The sequence below is a fragment of the Streptomyces sp. NPDC057428 genome (assembly GCF_042803195.1).
GTDB lineage: Bacteria > Actinomycetota > Actinomycetes > Streptomycetales > Streptomycetaceae > Streptomyces.
In genome coordinates, this window is the sequence record NZ_JBHVCT010000080.1 from 1 (window position 1) to 17,201 (window position 17,201).

17 protein-coding genes are annotated in these 17,201 nt (G+C 68.0%); 9 read left to right on the forward strand and 8 right to left on the reverse strand.

The window, feature by feature from the left end:
• Positions 1 to 50: 50 nt before the first annotated feature.
• The 5 genes from ACFU5K_RS24870 to ACFU5K_RS24890 form a co-directional block, all read right to left on the reverse strand.
• Positions 51 to 959, reverse strand: coding sequence for a tetrahydrofolate dehydrogenase/cyclohydrolase catalytic domain-containing protein (locus tag ACFU5K_RS24870; RefSeq protein WP_384065427.1), 909 nt, complete (start codon positions 957 to 959; stop codon positions 51 to 53).
• Entirely contained in the window at positions 956 to 1,396 is a 441-nt protein-coding gene (locus ACFU5K_RS24875) for a hypothetical protein (protein ID WP_384065429.1), read from the reverse strand. Before ACFU5K_RS24875 ends, ACFU5K_RS24870 begins: the two co-directional genes overlap by 4 nt.
• A 65-nt stretch (positions 1,397 to 1,461) precedes the next feature.
• Entirely contained in the window at positions 1,462 to 1,935 is a 474-nt protein-coding gene (locus ACFU5K_RS24880) for a hypothetical protein (protein ID WP_384065431.1), read from the reverse strand.
• Positions 1,936 to 1,981: 46 nt separating this feature from the next.
• The gene (locus tag ACFU5K_RS24885) at positions 1,982 to 3,022 is read right to left on the reverse strand and encodes a zeta toxin family protein (protein WP_384065433.1); all 1,041 of its coding nucleotides are present in this window, start codon (positions 3,020 to 3,022) and stop codon (positions 1,982 to 1,984) included.
• Positions 3,019 to 3,312: a hypothetical protein gene (locus ACFU5K_RS24890; RefSeq protein ID WP_384065435.1), complete on the reverse strand. Its 294-nt coding sequence runs from the start codon at positions 3,310 to 3,312 to the stop codon at positions 3,019 to 3,021. Before ACFU5K_RS24890 ends, ACFU5K_RS24885 begins: the two co-directional genes overlap by 4 nt.
• A 284-nt stretch (positions 3,313 to 3,596) precedes the next feature.
• On the opposite strand from ACFU5K_RS24890, the gene ACFU5K_RS24895 reads away from it, so the two are divergent.
• Positions 3,597 to 4,277, forward strand: coding sequence for a hypothetical protein (locus ACFU5K_RS24895; RefSeq protein WP_384065437.1), 681 nt, complete (start codon positions 3,597 to 3,599; stop codon positions 4,275 to 4,277).
• 92 nt (positions 4,278 to 4,369) lie between these two features.
• Here the strand turns inward: ACFU5K_RS24895 and ACFU5K_RS24900 are convergent, their stop codons facing one another.
• A complete protein-coding gene (locus tag ACFU5K_RS24900) occupies positions 4,370 to 4,594 on the reverse strand; it encodes a hypothetical protein (RefSeq protein WP_306084798.1) in 225 nt (74 codons plus the stop codon).
• A 107-nt stretch (positions 4,595 to 4,701) separates the two neighbouring features.
• Between ACFU5K_RS24900 and ACFU5K_RS24905 the strand changes: the two genes are divergently transcribed.
• The 4 genes from ACFU5K_RS24905 (at position 4,702) to ACFU5K_RS24920 (ending at position 8,622) form a co-directional block, all read left to right on the forward strand.
• Positions 4,702 to 5,736, forward strand: coding sequence for a hypothetical protein (locus ACFU5K_RS24905; protein WP_384065439.1), 1,035 nt, complete (start codon positions 4,702 to 4,704; stop codon positions 5,734 to 5,736).
• On the forward strand, positions 5,736 to 6,980 hold the full coding sequence (locus ACFU5K_RS24910) for a hypothetical protein (RefSeq protein WP_384065441.1): 1,245 nt from the start codon (positions 5,736 to 5,738) through the stop codon (positions 6,978 to 6,980). Before ACFU5K_RS24905 ends, ACFU5K_RS24910 begins: the two co-directional genes overlap by 1 nt.
• Positions 6,981 to 7,339: 359 nt before the next feature.
• Positions 7,340 to 8,017, forward strand: a complete 678-nt coding sequence (locus ACFU5K_RS24915) for a hypothetical protein (RefSeq protein WP_384065443.1) — start codon at positions 7,340 to 7,342, stop codon at positions 8,015 to 8,017.
• A 110-nt stretch (positions 8,018 to 8,127) separates the two neighbouring features.
• Positions 8,128 to 8,622, forward strand: coding sequence for a hypothetical protein (locus tag ACFU5K_RS24920; RefSeq protein ID WP_384065445.1), 495 nt, complete (start codon positions 8,128 to 8,130; stop codon positions 8,620 to 8,622).
• A gap of 432 nt (positions 8,623 to 9,054) precedes the next feature.
• Here ACFU5K_RS24920 and ACFU5K_RS24925 read toward each other — a convergent pair whose 3' ends face one another.
• The gene (locus ACFU5K_RS24925; protein WP_384065447.1) at positions 9,055 to 9,924 is read right to left on the reverse strand and encodes an alpha/beta hydrolase family protein; all 870 of its coding nucleotides are present in this window, start codon (positions 9,922 to 9,924) and stop codon (positions 9,055 to 9,057) included.
• Positions 9,921 to 10,919: an IS4 family transposase gene (locus ACFU5K_RS24930; protein WP_384065449.1), complete on the reverse strand. Its 999-nt coding sequence runs from the start codon at positions 10,917 to 10,919 to the stop codon at positions 9,921 to 9,923. The genes ACFU5K_RS24925 and ACFU5K_RS24930 overlap by 4 nt, the downstream gene beginning before the upstream one ends.
• A gap of 252 nt (positions 10,920 to 11,171) precedes the next feature.
• Between ACFU5K_RS24930 and cas3 the strand changes: the two genes are divergently transcribed.
• The 4 genes from cas3 (at position 11,172) to cas7c (ending at position 17,054) form a co-directional block, all read left to right on the forward strand.
• Positions 11,172 to 13,388, forward strand: coding sequence for a CRISPR-associated helicase Cas3' (cas3, locus tag ACFU5K_RS24935; protein WP_384065451.1), 2,217 nt, complete (start codon positions 11,172 to 11,174; stop codon positions 13,386 to 13,388).
• Positions 13,389 to 13,554: 166 nt separating this feature from the next.
• The gene (gene cas5c / locus ACFU5K_RS24940) at positions 13,555 to 14,316 is read left to right on the forward strand and encodes a type I-C CRISPR-associated protein Cas5c (RefSeq protein WP_384065477.1); all 762 of its coding nucleotides are present in this window, start codon (positions 13,555 to 13,557) and stop codon (positions 14,314 to 14,316) included.
• Positions 14,317 to 14,318: 2 nt separating this feature from the next.
• On the forward strand, positions 14,319 to 16,079 hold the full coding sequence (gene cas8c, locus ACFU5K_RS24945; RefSeq protein ID WP_384065453.1) for a type I-C CRISPR-associated protein Cas8c/Csd1: 1,761 nt from the start codon (positions 14,319 to 14,321) through the stop codon (positions 16,077 to 16,079).
• 66 nt (positions 16,080 to 16,145) lie between these two features.
• Complete coding sequence (cas7c, locus tag ACFU5K_RS24950; protein ID WP_384065455.1) at positions 16,146 to 17,054, forward strand: type I-C CRISPR-associated protein Cas7/Csd2; 909 nt, start codon at positions 16,146 to 16,148, stop codon at positions 17,052 to 17,054.
• Positions 17,055 to 17,201: the final 147 nt, after the last annotated feature.

Genomic DNA, 17,201 nt, shown 5'->3' on the forward strand with positions numbered 1-17,201 from the left:
GGGCCCAGGAAAGCTTCACAACTCACCTAACCCGTGCGGTCCTTCTCATGTCACGGCCCGACCGGGACGATCACTAATTCCCCCAAGGTCGTTAGGTACGGGGCGGAGGGGAAGGTCCAGGGCGCCAGGTCCGGGTCGGCCACTAGGCGCACAATGCGTTCCATGAGTACGGCCATCTCCACCGGGCCCACCCCGCCGGGCACGGGGGTGATGTTCTGCGGCAGAAGTGCCGCCTGCGGGCTGATGTCGCCGGCGACGGTGCCGTCGGCCTGTGGGGAGAAGCCCGAGTCGACCACCACTCGATGGTGGGGACGTATGTGCTCGGGCGTGAGCAGGTGGGCGCTGCCCGCGGTGGAGACGACGACGTCGGCCCGGGTCGCGCGGCCGAGATCGTCGCCTTGGTCGAGGGGGAGCACGCGCGTGCCCTGGTCGGTAAGGAGTCGGGCGACCCCGCTGCCGACGAAGCCGCGTGCCCCGACAACGGCGACCGTTGCGTCGTGGGCGAAGGGCGCCACAATGCGGCTTATCCCGTCTGCGGTCGCGCATGCCCGGTGCAGAGAACGGGCGTCGAGGAGTCCGTCGATATCCTTGGCCGGGTCCAGGCGCTGCACGAGGGAGACCAGGCGGGCGGGTGGCGGGAACTGGACGATGACGGCCCGCGTCGCCGGATCGGCATTGCGTCGGTCGAGGAGGTCGGCGAACTCGGCGGCCGACACGGTCGCGGGCAGGACCACGTGGTCGACGATGAATCCCAGATGAGTGAAGGCCCGCACCTTCTGCTCGGCCGAAATCCGTGACGCCTCCATGCGGTACCGCCACGGTGCCGGGTCCTGCTCGCCCGGCTCGAATCGGGCGACCATGACCTTCAGTCCCATGGCTGCTATCACGTCGTGGTAGCGCGTCAGGTCCTCGCGGACCTGGCGCAACACGGCACGCCCGGACAACTGGTAGGCGCTCACCGGCGTCCCAGCTTCCCCAGGGCAACGGCCACCGAATCCAACTGCCACTGTTCCAGCAGGCGGTGGGTGTCGAGGGAGGAGAGTAGCCGATGTCCGACCAAGTCGCCGTGGAAGGACGCCCCGTCGTGGGTGAGGGTCACCTCTGTCAGCGTTTCGGGGCCGGTCGGATCGTAGGAGGAGAACGGCCCGTGGTGGGCGTACCAGGAGACCTGCCCCGGGTCGGTGTGCGGAGCGGCGAGGACCGCCCAGGCGGCCGTGGCAGCGGCAGGGAAGTCGCCGCTGATGCCGAGCGCATCCGAGTTCTGTGCGATCTCGGACAGAACGACCACGGGCGCTGGCGCAGTTGCGGGCATGATCAGCCGTCCCAGGCAAATGGCCGGACGGCCCAGCGTGTGGGTCCAGGTCACCAGGGCGGACACGGGCGGGTTGGTGGTCATGGGGCTCCTTGCGTCGGTGTGTGTAACGGGGGCGGCGCCGTGCAAGCGATCGGGTCTGCGTCTCCTCACGGCTGTTCCTCCTCGTTCTGGTCGTCGTCCACCAGGGCCGGACCGAGGCTCCGCCGGGCGAAGGCGGCGCGGAAGACGGTGACGTTCTCGCTGGTCATCGTGTAGGCGATGGCCTTCTGCCAGCTCGGGTGTTCGGGGTCGTACCGGGGCGCGATGGGCGCCTCGGTGCCCGAGGGCCACCACTTGCGGCGCACCCCGCGCGGCACCGCCCGGGAGAGGGCGATGGTCGGGCCGCGCAGCTCGCCGTGGAACTCCTCACGCAGCTCCTCGGCGGGCTTGTCGCCGTCGGCGTCCACGACGAGCCTGGCGAAGCGCAGCGCGTTGGCCGGCAGGGAGGCGAGGAACTGTTCGGCCCGCTCGACATCCCATTCGGTGCCGACCGTGAGGGCCAGCTCGTGGCGATGGTCGGCGTACAGCGCGAGGAGTTTGCGCTCGAACTCCGGTGATGCGCCCTCGATGGTGATCTTCATGTGCCTCTCCGGTGTCTCTCGTTGCTTTTGGCTTATGTGGCGTCGGCTACTTGGTGCGTCCTCGGCCCTGTTCGGGCCCTTCGGGGCCGTGCCGCGGCGCCGTGCGGTCTGCCGGTGCCGGGTGCCGCGCGGGCGCCGTCGGGCGCTTGGGGGTGGTGGTGCTGCGTGAGCGGGCGGCCGCGGAGGAGACGCGCGGGGCGCCGGGCTGTGGGGTGGCCAGGAGCGGGGCGGCCAGTGCGTCGATGCGGTCGAGCTGGGGGCCGAAGTCGGCGGGCAGGCCATCGCGCAGCTTCTGCTGGACGGCGAGGAAGTCGTGGGACTCCTCCGGTGTCCAGGGCCGGTTGCGTTCCCGTTCCACGGCCTGGCGCAAGGCGAGGGGTTCGCGGGCGAGTTCGGCGGTGTCAGCCGCGAACCGGGGCGTGGATTCGCCCCGGCGGTAGACGGCCGCGAAGTCGGCGAGCCCTTCGCGCGCGATGACCTCGCAGGAGTCGGCTATGCCCGTGTAGGAGGCCTGGGCCTTCTCCGGCACGGTGAGCCGTCCCTGTCCGCGGTCGCGGACCTGCTCGTGGTAGCGGTTGAGGATGCCCTGCTCGCTCAATGCCTGGGAGACGGCCAGCACGAAGGTGTCGATGCGGGTGCCCACGTCCCGGTACTGCTGCATGGTCTCGGCCAGGAACTGCGGGTCCATGGCGATCTCCTGGACCAGGGCGTTGAGCTTCTGCCCGCCGGAGAGGGGATCCTCGCCTCTCACGAACTGTTGGGCCTGGCGCATCCAGACCCGTCCGTCGAGGCCGGTGTAGAGCGTCATGAGCCGGTCGTCCTCGGCCATGAGACGGGCGTACTGAGGGTGGTAGGGCTTGTAGAGGTCGCTGTCGACATCCACGAACCCGCCTCGGACGTCGAGCTGTTCGGCGATGAGCTGGGCCACCCTGGTCTTGCCCGCGCCCGGCTGTCCGAGCAGGAAGACGGCGGTGGCCGGGTCCTGCGGGATGGGGCCGACCAGGTGGTCCGGCACGATGCCGGTGGCGAAGATGCGCCGGTTCTCTTCCGCCGGCAGCTGGTAGCGGGTGGCGTCGTCCTGGCTCACGCGCCGGGCTCCGTCAGATCGCGGAGCCGGGCGGCGTAGACGGCGCGAATGCGGGCGATGTTCTCGGTGTCCTCGGCTTTCAGGGCGCGGCGTTCCTGCTGGCATTCGGTGCGCAACCGCCGGTACTCGGCGATCTCGTCGTGTGTGCCGGGGTGTGTCTCGGCGTCGGCGATGAGGGCGGTGTAGGCGCCGACCACGCCGTTGATCGCCTCGATCGCAGCCTCGTAGCCGACGGACTGTTCCGAGGACCAGGTGTGCGGGCGCAGGTTGCCGATCACAGGTTCACTCATTTCGTTCCCTCCGGTGGATTCTTGCCGCGTTTTTCTTGTTCTGCATGCCGAGTGTGCCGGAGTGGAGCTAGCGGCGTCTAGCTCCCGGAGAATCTTGGCGGAATGCTGCACTCGTTCGGGTGGTATGGTGGACCGGTGCGTATCGCCTCGGATAACGTGCCATATCCGAGGCGATAAAACGGACACCCACCCCATCGTCAAGGAATCTTGACGATGGGGTGACGCCTGTGGGATGGTGCCTGACGTCAAGGGTCCTTGACGCTGTCGAGGCAAGGGGAAGGCTCATGGGCTGGGTGACCGAGGACGGACTGCACGAGGGGTACGCCGTGGCGGTGCTCGCCGACGGACGCGACGCCACCGCCGAGGACAGCCCCGGCTCGAGCAACTCGGCGTGGTGGTGCTTCGACGGCAGGGACGGCCGCCCGCTGGCCGTCGGCGTGCGGGCCGGATGCGACTGCTACGCCGCCGACAGCTCCCGCGTCGTACGGACCTGGCGTGGCAGCACGGTCCACCCCGTCGTCCTCGGCGACGACGAGGCGACCGAAGGGTTCGACCGGCAGAACGGCCCGTACGCCGAGTGGGAGAACACCCATGTCGCCCCCGCCGCGGACACCGCAGTGCCCGGCGACGTCACCGCGCTGCTCACCGAGATGCGGGAGCGGCTGGCCGCGCTCGCCGGGGAGCGTCCGCTCGCCGCGCTGACCGCGGTCGCCCAACTGGAGGCCGCCGCGGCGGCCGCCAGCATCAGCGCCGCGGCCGCCGCCCAGCAGCGCGGCTCCTCCTGGACGGACATCGGCAAGGCCGTGGGCACCAGCAAGCAGGCCGCCCACCAGCGCTTCGCCCGCCACCTGAAACCCAGGCCCGTCACACTCGGCGAAGGCGCATACCCGGCCGCCGACTCGGCGTCACGGACGGAGGAGGAACTGTGCGAACAGCAGCGCACCTCCGGGGCGGAGACCCGGTGAACCCGTTCCCCGCACAGTGGTGCGCTGCGCTACCCGCCATGCAGGCACGGCGGTACAAGGTTCAACCGGACGCGGCCGGAGGGGAGTTGCAGTCAGATCAGCTGGAGCGTGCTGAATACCTGGAACAGGCCGAAGAAGGTGGCCCCGGCGCCGCCCGCGCCCAGGAACAGTGCCGGGTAGAAGCCGAACTCGAAGCCGACCGGCTTGGGCTTCTGCGAGCCGTAGAAGCCGACGAGGAAGACCACCAGGCCTGCCAGGGCGGCAACCACGACCCACGCGGCGCTGGACGAGTTGGTGGAAGCGGCGAGCAGGAACACGGAGACCCCCGAGGTCGAGCCGTAGTGCTGGACGAATTTTCTCGTGCCGTGGAAAATAGCATGGAAAAACCGAGACTACGAAGTCTGCTGGTAGAGGAGGGCGTGTGATGGCCGGACCCGGACGACCGAGGAAGCCCATCCCCGACGACGCAGACCCGGTCGTCGCGCAGTTCGTCACTGAGCTTCGCGACATGGTCTACGAGACCGTGAAGGACAAGCCGGTGAGCGTCCTTGCCGACTACGGCCCGGTGAGTCGATCCACCCTGATGCACGCACTCAGCGGCCAGCGTCTCCCGACTCTGTCGACCGTGAAAGGGGTCGTTGACTCGATCGCCAAGTACAGGGCGCTGTCGACATATGCGCACCGGATGCTGCTCGGTGAGTGGGCCGTGAAGCAGAACGAGGCGGTTCGGCTGCTCGGCGGCGACAAGCACGTCGCACTGGCGGACCTCGCAGCGGCCTCGTCCGAACTTGCATTCGCCACGGACCGTCCCGAAAGGGAGAGAGAGTCGCTGCGCGCCTCTGCCGAGCATCACCTCGGCGAGCTTCGTAGAGGTCTGGCCGAGATCGAGGCCAGGGAGGCTACGCAGCAGCCCTCCGCGATTTTCGCCGCCACTGGTTCCGGTAAGACCGAGGTGATGATGCAGCTTGCCGGCAGTGCTGCTCGGGCTGCCTACCTGAGTGAGCACGCCGCGCTCTTGAAAGCAGCAAGGGAGCGTGAAAAGGCTGCTGCTGCTGCCTGGATGGACGATAGCGATGTGCTCGCTGCATCCGCTGCCTTCGATCGTGCGCTTCAGCGTCTGGAGGTTGCGTCCCGAGAAGTGACTGAGGCCAGTGTGGCGTTGCAGCAGGCTGTCGAGCGTGAAAAGAGCCGCACCGTACATGACCTGGTGCCCAACCAGATCGTCCACACGCTCCTGAAGGACGGCCGGTCCGATGTGAACAGAATCGCCGTGCGGACCGGCATCAACGCGCTGACCGTCTTCCGGTGCCTCATGACGAACCTGATCGACGGTGGTTTCGTAAAGGCCGAGGACGACCCAGAGCGCCGCACCGTCGTCTTCGCCCTCACCGAATACGGGCGTACCGCCGTCGAGGCCGGGCAGTTCGCCGCCCACGATGACGCCGTACAGGGGAACTGATGGCTCTGGAACCGCCGCGCGGCGCCGAGCTGATCGCTGCCCACGAACCGGTGGGTTCAACGCGGGCCCTCCCCGACAGCACCGCCGTCGTCGTCCACGCCGAGAGCGGCGCAACCACTACCGCCGCCGGGCATGGGGCGGGGCTGGAGCCGGTGGAGGAGGTTGACGCCGAGCTGGTGAACGACGACGCCGGGGCCGGTGACGTCGCCGTGCACGACCCGGTGGCCGCCGTGCTCGCTGCGCTGGACATGGAGGCCGCTGAGTACCAGTACAGCAACCGGCCGGACAAGACCCGTACCGGGTACGCCCGGGACTGGGAGCTGTGGGGCGAGTTCCACGAGTGGCTCGCCGAGCAGACGGACGTCCGCCTGCCGCTCAGCACGATCACGGTGGGCACCTATGTGGCCTTCGTGAGGTGGCTGGACGAGCTCAAGGAGGCCGCGCCGAACAGCATCGAGCGTCGGGTGACCGGGGTTGCCTCCGAGGCCCGCCGGTACGGCTACGACGTGCCCAAGGCCGCCCGGGCGGCCGCCACCCAGGCGCTCAAGCCGCTCAAGCTGGACAAGGAACGCCAGAAGCGCGGCCGCGGGAAGGCCGCCGCGATCACCCCGGCCGACCTGCGGAAGATGAACACCGCGCCCCGCGAGCGTCAGCCGCAGCCGGACGCCCGGCGCCGCCGGGTGCTCGTCGTGCCGGAGCTGGCTCGGCTGCGGGACCGGTCGCTGCACACCATGCGGTTCGCCGTCGCGGGCCGCAACGAGGAGATGAGCGAGCTGGAGGACACCGGCATCGTGCTCGTGGCGGAGGGCCTGGAGGTCCACGTCCCCAGCGTGAAGGGGCGCCCTGCCCGCGACGTCGTCGTCTCCTACGGGGAGAACGCCGACACCTGCGCGGTGCGCTGCTGGATCGCGTGGAAGGAAGCTAAGCTCGCCGCCGGCGCCGCTCCGGACGGGCCCGCGTACCTGCCCGTGGATCAGTGGGGCAACCTCGGCTCCGAGCGGCTGTCGCCCGACGGCTGCGGCCGGGCGATGTCGCGTTCTGCGGAGTACGCGGGAATGACCGGGCGGCGGATCACCGGGCACTCCGGCCGTCGAGGACTGGTCACCACGGGACGCCGCAAGGGCAAGCGGCCGGAGAAGCTGCGCACACAGGGCGGCTGGTCGAAGAACTCGCCGGTGTTCTGGGAGTACGTGGATGAGGGTGAGAAGTGGGAGGACAACGCGACCGAGGGGATCGGGTTGTGAACCAGCACCGGGGGCTTGGCGGGACTGTGTACGAGGGCGTGCCGCTGGTGGACGCTGTGCGGACCGGCAGGCCGACGGATGACGGAGGGAAACCCCCGGCGCGCTTTTCTCATTTTTGATCATGGACCGAAATCGTCCGGACTCGGCATCTCACCAAAAGGTCGCTCAGCCCGAGAACGGACAGCTACGACAACCTGCGGTTGTCGTCCGGCGAGGCGGAGGCTCGTGACAGATTCTCCGGGCTCAGCCTCTATACCTCAGCCCGTGCCGACGGCCGCAGCTCAAGATGAGTGCCGGGCGGTACGTTGATCTGGTGCGCCCCGAACGGACGCACCAGGAGTACTAGTCAGGGGGCTGACTTGGATCTGGATCTGGGGATTACGGGGCCTGCGCAAAGCGACGATCTTTACCACTTCACCGGGCGTGTCGGCGAGCGCCCTAACGACGTGCCCGAACACATACGGAAGATGACGCCGCAGCAGCGACTCGACGCGATCATCACGGAGCGGATGCTACGAGCCTTTCCGCCCTTTGGAACGAGCATGCCCTGTGCGTGCTTCTCGGAGTCGTCACCGGAACACCTGGCCTTCCTTATCAAGAACCGGAAGGTCAAGCCCTGGGGCATCTTGGGCAGTCGAAGGTCGTTGCTGAGACTCGGTGGCGGCTCCGTGGCCTACGTGCCAGACCAGCAATACCAGTACTTCAAAAACACCGGGATGGCCCACTGGGCCGTTCGCGTAGGCGCGAACTCCACGTGGATGCACGAGCGGGAGTGGCGTATCCCCCGCCAAAACGGTGAGATCAAACTGGCCGGGGTCCGCGCGATCCTGATAGGTGACGCAAGCTGGCGACCATCTCTGGTCGAGACAGACGAGTGGGTCAACGCAGAGACCGGCGAGCAATGCCAGGGACCAGCGGAGACCCCACACGCACAGCCACGACAGGACCATCCCACCCTCTGGCGAGAGTCAGCGATCTGGGCATGGGACGACGACAGCGAGAGCGTAGTCAAGCACCCGCCGGGCGCACTGTCCTGACTCACCCCAACAGGGGGTGCCGGTAAGAACCGTGTCACCAGCCGCAAACGGCGGTGATTCAGTCCGCCCCATCAAGATCAAGCCCCTGGACGACTTCCCGAAGGAGAAGCGTGGCGAAGCTGCCCTCTGACGCCGTACTGAAGAAGCTGTACGACCTGGGTGTCACGGACAAGGAGTTGGCCGAGCAGTACGGCGTGACGGTCCAGGCGGTCAACAAGCGCTTCCACAAACTCGGGCTGCCCCGACGGCCGACCATCGTCAGGCGAGTGAACGAGGCTCTGGGACAGCGGTGGGACCTCAACCACTCCAAGGGAAGGCACCACCACGCCAAGTACGCGGGCAAGGCACTGAAGGCGTTCCTGCGCCGCCAACTCGGTGACGACGAACTCGGACCCACCGAACGCCATCGGGCCCAGCAGTGGGAAGCCAGGATGCAAGCCGGGCACGAAGTCCTCTGCTACGACCCGGACACCGAGGACGGCTGGTACTACCGGGCCCGGCGTCCCGAGGACGGGCGGATGGTCATCGACTGGCCGGAGGACTGGCCGGTGCAGCCGGATCCGGAGTTCAGGGAGGCGCTCGAACTGCCGGTCAGGGAGAGGTAGCGCAAGCGCCATCGAACGTCACGGCCCCCCGGCTGAGAGAAGCAGCTGGCTTCCCCCGGCCAACTGTCCAAACCTTCCAGGTCAGAGGACTGATTACCGCCGTCTGCGGCCGGTGACACGGTTCTTACCGGCACCCCAACACGGAACTGAAGACGATCGGCTATCACCTCGGGCCGTACGGCGGCCCGTACTGGCACATCAGCGTGGGATGCATACCGCTCTGACGCCCGATCAAGCCCGCCCGGCAACCAGACCACGGTGCCGTCCGGCGCGCACTGAGCGGCACCGACCACTGCCTGACCGCGCCGGTCGGTGCCGTGGCAGCGGGGGTCTGGGGGCCGGCGAAGGCCAATGCAGTTGCCTTAGCGCCAGTGTCCGTTGCTCAACGCTGGTAGCCCCGTGCTCTACCCCGACGCCGTGTCCGCCGAGGTATCAGCCAAGGTGCTGTTGGAAGAAGGCGGCTGCCTCCCTGCCGACCCGAACGCGGACAGTCGGGTCGGCAGGTTCCGGGGCGAAGAAGTCGTCGTGGCGGACATTGGGGCCGGTCGAGCTGCCACTCGCTGTGGGGATGTGCTCCAGGTACGGCTTGGTGTCGACGTCGTACGGGTTGACCGTGTCTGCTCCACCCCAGCGGATGCCCACAGGCACCCGCACGGTTGCCAGGCTTTCCGGGGTCACGAGACTGCCCACTCCGGGGGCTACCTGGAAGACCGCCCGCACTCGGGGATCCGAGAGGTCTGCTGCGGCTGCTTCCAGCGCACGTCGTGACGACTCGTCCAGTGGATACTTCTTCCGCAGCGCGTCCAGCGCGCCGGGGAACTCGGGGATTTCCGGCAGAGGGATCGTTCCCGTCAGTACAGCCCACAGGATCTGCGGATCGACACGGGCCCCGACAAGGGCCGCCGCCGTGTAACCGCCGAGGGAGAAACCCGCCACACCGACCGGACCAAGCAACTGTTCACTGGCGAGTGCTTCGAGCGCGAAGGAGACGTCCCGGGGCCGTTCCCATACGTGGAGAAAGCCCTCCGGCTCGTAGCCGTCGACGTAGTTGTTGCCGTGGTGATCAAGGGCAACGACCCGGAAACCCGCCTCGTGCAGCGGTCGTACCAACCAGTCCATGTTGCTGCCCGAACCTCCGGTGCCGTGAGAGACGACGACCAGCGGAGCGGGTGCGGCCTGTGGGCGGCTCGGCTCCCACAGGTAAAGACGGACAGGGCGCGGACGAGTCGGGTCCCGCAGGTCACGTCGGGACTCGTCGTGCAGGACACGTATCAGCGGCTGGCCCTGTCCAGAGATCATCATGGCGACATCGTAGGGAGGTCGCCTCTCCTAAGTGCTGGTCTTCCAGCCCGGCGGGTGCTTTTCGGCTTCGCGGTCGGGTTGTGGGCCCAGCGGCCTGGCTGCACGGTGCCGCGTTTGGCGCGGGTCCTGAGCACCGGCCATCGGTTCGGCTTCTTGATCGTGCGGGGACAGTCCCGTGTGCGTCGGGGTGGGAGGAGACGTACGCGTGCCTCCCGCCCGGCCTCGGTGAAGGAACGGGTGAGCCTGGCGGTGGTCGCTCCGAGCTGGGACGGGATGCTGCGGCGGATGATGCGGACGCACTTCAGGTAGGAGATACGGTCGGCGTCCACAGGTGGGCGGGCGAGCGCGGTTGTGTGGGCGAACTGGCGGATCGCGTGGTGGACGGCGAGGTAGGCCCACAGTTCCTGCCGGACGCCTTCTGGCGTGCGGGACCTGATCCGCCCGCCAGGGCCGAGGTGGTTCTTGATCTCGTCGAAGGCGAGCTCAATCTCCCAGCGTTCCCGGTAGAGCGCGACCAGCTCGGCGGCCGGGTACTGCTCGGGATCGAGCAGCGTCGTGCCCAGGTAGGCGACCTTGTCGTCCTTCGCGAAGGTGATGACCCGGTAGATCACGTGCTTCGGCAGGGTTCGGCCCTCTCGCGCGGCGCGGAGCCGGACCTCCTTGCCCGGTCGCGCCATCGACAGGTACGAGCCGTCCGGAAGCTGTTCCTGGGCGGTGCCGAGGTGGTTGGACTGGAGCCTGACCAGCAGATCCGCGCCAGCCACGGTGAAGACGTGAGCAAACTCGACCGACCAGAAGCCGCGGTCGGCGATGACCAGGTCGCCGGGGCCGGTGGAGCCAGCCAGCGGGTAGGCGAGACTGCGTTCACCGTCGCGATAGCCGCTCCGAGGTCGGGCGGTGCCGGACTGCCGGTGTCCGTGTCGGTGTTGCGATCCTCGGCCGCCCCGGAGGACGACCGCCACCCTGGCTGACCAGCGTATTCGCCCCAGCTCCATGTGGGAGTATCCGGTGATTGGAAAGGCAAATGGGAGCGGCCGGCCCTCCAGTCGACTCCGAGCGCGAAACGAGTGAGTACTGATGATGCAACATCAGCAGGCCCTTTACTCGCGTGCCTGACTTTTCCTTTGGCTGTCAGTGGGCTCGTGTAGGTTCTGCCCACCAGGCGAATCGGGGAGGTTCGTGCTGGCAAGGGGGTTTCTATGTCTTCAAGGCAGCTATATGCGCATAGTCGCAGTCCGGTCTCGGGTGTGCGGCATGAACTGACGGACCACCTGCGTGAATCGGCGGCTCTCGCTCATAGGTTCGGAAAGGTTTTCGGGGCTGGGGAGCTCGCGGAGTACCTCGCTCTTGTGCACGACGTCGGTAAGGGATGCTGCGCCTGGCAGGACGGCCTGCTGGAGCGGGCCGAGCCGGAAGGAAAGCCGGTGGGGATCCCGCACAAGGAGGCAGGAGCGCGTCTGGCTGCCGAGTACGCGGGCCTGCCGTTCGCCGCTGTGGTGCAGGGGCATCACGGTGGTCTTCCGGACCAGCAGAAGATCAAGGACGTGCTGACAGCGCTCCAGGGCAGCGATCTGGACGCCGAAAGCGCGCGTGAGGCGACTCGGCGAGTTGCCGAGCTCGTTCCGGAGATCGTCCGCACGGGGCCGGTGGCGTTGCCGTCGTGGGTGTCGGCCTTGCGGGGGGCCGCTGCCCGGGCCGAGGTGGACCTGCTGGTGCGCATGGTGTTCAGCTGTCTGGTGGACGCCGACTTCCTCGACACCAGCGCGCACTTCGCCGGCCGTGTGGCGCCGCGGCTCGCCCCGGCGAGGGACATGGATCTCTTGTCCGAAAGGTTCGAGGAGAGGCGTGCCGCATTCCTGGCGAAACGGCTGGCGTCCCCCGTGGACGAGGTCCGCGGTCGGGTGTTTGCCGAGGCGGTGGCTGCTGCCGCGCGCGAGCCCGGGATGTATGTCCTGCACGCGCCGACCGGAGGGGCGAAGACGATTGCCGCAGGAGGCTTCGCTCTTCGCCATGCGGCCAGGCACGGGATGCGGCGGGTCGTGTTCGCCGTCCCCTTCATCAGCATCACGCAGCAGAACGCTGCGGTGTACCGGTCGCTCCTCGATCCTCTTGAGGAAGATGCGGATAGCGAACTGGTGGTTTTGGAGCACCATAGTTCCGTCAGCCTGGATGAAGACAGTGACGAGGGAACCTGGGCGCGTCTGGCCGCCGAGAACTGGGACGCTCCCGTCGTCGTGACGACCATGGTTCAGCTTTTCCAGTCGCTGTTCTCCGCGAAGCCCTCGGCCATGCGCAAGCTGCACCGGCTGGCGGGATCGGTCATCGTGCTGGACGAGGTGCAGGCGCTGCCCGACCGGTTGCTGAACCCGATCCTGAGCGTGCTGAGGGGGCTGGTCGAGCGGTATGGGGCGACGGTCGTCCTGGCCTCGGCGACGCAGCCGGACTTCTGGTCGCTGTCGAAGCTGGACGGGGTGCCGCGTCACAGCATGGTGGAGGACGTGCCTGGCTTGTTCGACGAGCTCAGGCGTGTGACGTACGAGTGGCAGCTCGGCGACGACGTCACCTGGCAGAGTGTGGCCGAGGACATCGAGGAGCGAGCTGGCGACCAGGTCCTCGCGGTGGTCAATACCACCCGGGACTCGGTGCGCCTGCACCGCCTCCTCACTGAGCGTCCTTCCGCGCCCGGCCCGGTCCTGCACCTGTCGACCCGGATGACCGCGGAGCACCGTCGTGAGGTGATCGAACGGATCCGCACTCACCTGAAGGAGCGTCTTTCGGTACGGGTCGTGTCGACCTCCCTGATCGAGGCCGGTGTCGACGTCGACTTTCCGTCGGTGTACCGCGCGTGGGCACCGGCCGAGTCGTTGCAGCAGGCTGCGGGGCGGTGCAACCGCGACTCCCGGATGGACGAGCCGGGCACGGTGGTCGTGTTCCGGCCTGACGACGGCGGGACTCCGAAGGATCTGTCCTACCTCGCCGCGCTCGAAGCCACGGCCGAGTTCTTCGGCCCGCATCCGCTGGCCGATCCCGACGATCTGGAGGCTCTGGCCGGTTACTACGCCAAGCGCTACGCGCTCCAGGGAGAAGACCACGCCATGGGGGAGCGAATCGAGGAACTGCGCCGGGCCTGGGATTTTCCCCAGGTCGCTCGTGAGTTCCGCATGATTGATGACGCCTACGGTCAATCCGTCGTGGTGGTCCGATCCCAGAAGACGGCTGAGGAGCAGGACGCGATCTGGGCCGACATCCACAGGCTGCGCGCCCCCTACCCTAGCGGGCCCGAGTGCCTGCGCCGCCTGCAGCCGCACACCGCGACCCTGCCACGTCACGAAGTCGCCGAGGCGCTGCGTACGGGGCTGGCGGAGCCCGTCGTAGGTGACCTCGTCGTATGGCGCGGCCATTACGACGAGGTCAGGGGGCTCGATCCCGAGGACCGTGAGGACAGCTCCGCCTTCCTCGTCTGACACCGCATCCCAGTCCGACTTCTCATCCCTACCGTGCCGACGGTCCCGGCCGGCCGCTGGGGCGATCTTGCCGTCTCCCGGCACCTTCTTCCGGTGCGGCACCCACCCTCGTTCTCCTCGGCCCGGAGCCGACAGCGCACCGAAGGAGCCACCCCCCTTGAGTACCGTGACCACCAGCCCACGCCGAGAAAGGCGCGGCAACGACGGATGGGCCTTTCCTGATCTCGTCGTCGAGACCTGGGGTGATCTCGCCTGTTTCACCCGGCCCGAGCTGAAGACGGAACGGGTCAGTTATCAGGTGATGACGCCGTCTGCGGCGAACGGACTGCTCCAGGCCATCTTCTGGAAGCCGCAGTTCCAATATGTGATCCGCCGCATCGAGGTTCTGGCACCGATCCGTTGGACACGGCTGCGGCGCAACGAGGTCGGCTCCGTGATCACCGGACCGGACTACCGCAACCTCCGCGAGGGCAAGGGTCGTCGGTACGACGTAGAGGAGGACCGCGACCAGCGCAGCACCATGTGCCTGCGCGACGTCCGCTACCGCATCCACGCCCAGATCGTGGTCGCCGCCCACGCCCGTACGGGCTCCCCCGCCCACCCGCCGGTCTCCGAGGAGAAGTACCGCGAACAGCTGCGCCGACGGGTGGAGCGGGGCGCCTGCTTCTCCCAGCCGTTCTTCGGGTGCCGGGAGTTCACAGCCTTCTTCGGCCCCGTCAACCCCGACCACGACCAGCTTCGGGTCGACCACACCGAAGAACTCGGCGTGATGCTCCACTCCATCGCTTACACAACGGCGGGCGAACGCTACCGCTGGTTCAGGGCCAGCCTCCTCGACGGAGTTCTCGACGTGCCCTTGCGGCCCCTGGGCGAGGAGGCCGTCGACATGCCCCAGGGCCCGTGGCGCGCGGACACGAAGGAGAGCTGACCGTGCTGCTGCAACGGCTCACCGAGTACGCCGACCGGCTCGGCGAGGTCCTGCCGGCCGAGTACTACCGCACCAAACAGATCCACTGGGTTCTCGACCTCGACAAGGACGGCACCGCCACGCTCAAGGACCTGAGGGTCTCGGCGAAGAACCGCGACCAGGCCCGCACCATGCCGGTGCCCTACGCACAGCGGTCGGGCACCAAAGTGCCGCCCTACATGCTCGTCGACACCGCCGAGTTCGTCCTGGGTGTTCCCAAGGCCGACAAGACGAACCCGCCCACGGACAAAGCGCGGGAAGAGGCCAGCCGCCGCCACGCCGCCTACCGCGACCTGGCCCTGCTCTGGGCCCAAAACAGAAAAGACGACCCAGGCGCCACGGCTCTACGCTCGTACTTCGCGCGCGGCGGACCGGCCGGCCTGGACATCCCCGACGAGGTACAGGCCAAGGACACCGTCGCGGTGATGGTCGCAACACGCTGGCTGCACGACGAACCCACCGTCAAGACCACCTGGGCGTCCGTCGTACGGGAACGCAAGGGCGGCGCCGACGACAGGCCCGGCCTGTGCCTGGTCTGCGGCACCAGCGCCGCCCTGCTGGCCACCATCCCGGAACCGGTGAAGAAAGGGGCCGTCCCCACCAGCGGCAGCAGCAACGAGGGGCAGCTCGTCAGCATCAACAAGGCCGCCCAGGGTCGGGACGGCAAGACCCAGCTGGTGAACACGCCCATCTGCCACCGCTGTGGCGGCCAAGCCATGGCCGTCCTCAATCACCTTCTCGCCTCGGACAACCACAGCCGGCGCTTCCGTGACGACGGCGTCATGGTGTGGTGGACCCGCCAGGCCGGCGACGACTCCGCGATGGCGCTCCTCTTCGGCAACGCCCCCGATCCGGCCGACATCGCCCACCTCATCGACTCCCTCGACAACAGCCCCACACCCCACACCGCGCAACGGGTCGACGACGACGAGTTCCACGCACTGACCCTCGGCCTCAACAACGCCCGCCTCGTGGTCCGCGACTGGATCGACATCCCACTCACCGACCTCAAGGCCACCGTCGCCGCCTGGTACAAGGACCACGGCGTCCACGACGGATGGAACGGCACCACCCGCTACGTCCCCCTCTGGCGTCTGGCCCTGTGCTGCGGACGCGCCCAGGACGGCCGATACGCCAAGGACAGCGCACCCCACGGCCTGGAAGCCGAACTCGTCCACAGCGCCCTGCGCCGCACTCCGCCACCCGCCCGGACACTGCCGCTGCTCCTGCAGCGCATCCACGCCGACCAGCACCTCGACACCGCGCGGATCGCGCTGCTGCGACTCATCCTCAACCGCTCCAGCGACCCCAAGGACCACGTCATGATGACCCTGGACGCCGACTGCCGCGATTCCTCCTACCTGTGCGGACGTCTCTTCGCCGTCCTCGAGGACATCCAGACCACCGCGCTGCCCAACCTCAACACCACCCTGCGCGACAAGCACTTCCGCACCGCGGCCACAGCCCCAGGCACCACCCTCACCAACCTCCGAATCGACGCCAACGCCCATCTCAAGCGCCTGCGCCGGGACAAGAAGGGGGCTGCCGCATCGCTGGAACGCAGGCTCGGCGAACTCTTCGCCCTGTTCAGCGACGACATGCCCCGCCACCTCACCCCCCTCCAACAGGGCCGCTTCGTCATGGGATACGAACACGAACGAGCCGCCAAGTGGGACCGGATCCGGCGCGCGAAGGCAAAGGGCGAGGACAGCCCGGAGGAGTAATCCTCCGCAGCCCGCCATCCGCCCACAACACCCGACTGAACCCGCACATCAAGGAGTAGCGAGAACATGACCGCACCGCACCTGGACCCGGCCCGCAAGCACGACTTCGTGTTCCTGATCGAAGCCACCGACTCCAACCCCAACGGAGACCCCGACAACGGCGGCCTGCCCCGCACCGACCCCGTGACCGGACAGGGACTGATCACCGACGTCGCCATCAAGCGGAAGATCCGCAACACTGTCTCGCTGATCAACGAGATCGACAAGAAGCCCGGCTACGAGATCTACGTCGAGGCCGGCGTTGCTCTCAACGCCCAGCACGAACGCGCCTACGCCGGCGGAGACCAGGGCGGCAACGCCACCAACCAAGTCACCGCGCAACAGTGGATGTGCCAGAACTTCTTCGACGTCCGGATGTTCGGCGCCGTCATGTCCACCGGCAAGGCCGACCGCAAAGCCGGCCGGGTCCAAGGACCGGTCCAGATCGGATTCGCCCGCTCCGTCGACCCCGTCACCCCCTTCGACATCGGCATCACCCGCGTCACCCCCACCCGGCAGGAAGACGTCGACGCCTGGAACAACCCAAAGGAAGGCAAGAGCAAGGGCAAGGAGACCGAGATGGGCTCCAAGCACATCGTCCCCTACGGCCTCTACAAGGGTGCCGGCCACTTCAGCGCCCCCCTCGCCGCCCGCACCGGAGTCACATCGGACGACCTCGCCGCCCTCTGGCGCGCCTTCACCAACATGTTCGAGCACGATCGCGCCGCAGCCCGCGCCGGCCTCGCCCTGCGCGGCCTCTACGTCTTCACCCACGCGGACGCCTTCGGCAGCACCCCTTCCCACGAACTCATCGACCGCATCACTGTGAAACCCCTCGGTGAGGCCACCGCCCGCAACTTCGCCGACTACGGGAACATCGACGTGCGCGACGCCGACCTGCCAGAAGGCGTCAGCATCACCAGGCTCGTCGGGTGACCACGCCACACCCGCCCAAGACAGCAGAGGGAGACCTCACCCAGGTCTCCCTCTCCTCCCTGGAGCACTACGCCTACTGCCCCCGCCAGGCAGGCCTCATCCTCCTCGAACAGACGTGGACCGACGACGCCGCCACCGTCCGCGGCA

What these genes read in the sequence shown, in the direction of transcription:
- ACFU5K_RS24890 (WP_384065435.1), bottom strand. Translation starts at nt 3,312, where the DNA reads ATGAGTGAACCTGTGATCGGCAACCTGCGCCCGCACACCTGGTCCTCG.
- ACFU5K_RS24910 (WP_384065441.1), top strand. Translation starts at nt 5,736, where the DNA reads ATGGCTCTGGAACCGCCGCGCGGCGCCGAGCTGATCGCTGCCCACGAA.
- ACFU5K_RS24930 (WP_384065449.1), bottom strand. Translation starts at nt 10,919, where the DNA reads ATGGAGCTGGGGCGAATACGCTGGTCAGCCAGGGTGGCGGTCGTCCTC.
- cas7c (WP_384065455.1), top strand. Translation starts at nt 16,146, where the DNA reads ATGACCGCACCGCACCTGGACCCGGCCCGCAAGCACGACTTCGTGTTC.
- ACFU5K_RS24895 (WP_384065437.1), top strand. Translation starts at nt 3,597, where the DNA reads ATGGGCTGGGTGACCGAGGACGGACTGCACGAGGGGTACGCCGTGGCG.
- ACFU5K_RS24925 (WP_384065447.1), bottom strand. Translation starts at nt 9,924, where the DNA reads ATGATGATCTCTGGACAGGGCCAGCCGCTGATACGTGTCCTGCACGAC.
- ACFU5K_RS24905 (WP_384065439.1), top strand. Translation starts at nt 4,702, where the DNA reads ATGGCCGGACCCGGACGACCGAGGAAGCCCATCCCCGACGACGCAGAC.
- ACFU5K_RS24880 (WP_384065431.1), bottom strand. Translation starts at nt 1,935, where the DNA reads ATGAAGATCACCATCGAGGGCGCATCACCGGAGTTCGAGCGCAAACTC.
- ACFU5K_RS24875 (WP_384065429.1), bottom strand. Translation starts at nt 1,396, where the DNA reads ATGACCACCAACCCGCCCGTGTCCGCCCTGGTGACCTGGACCCACACG.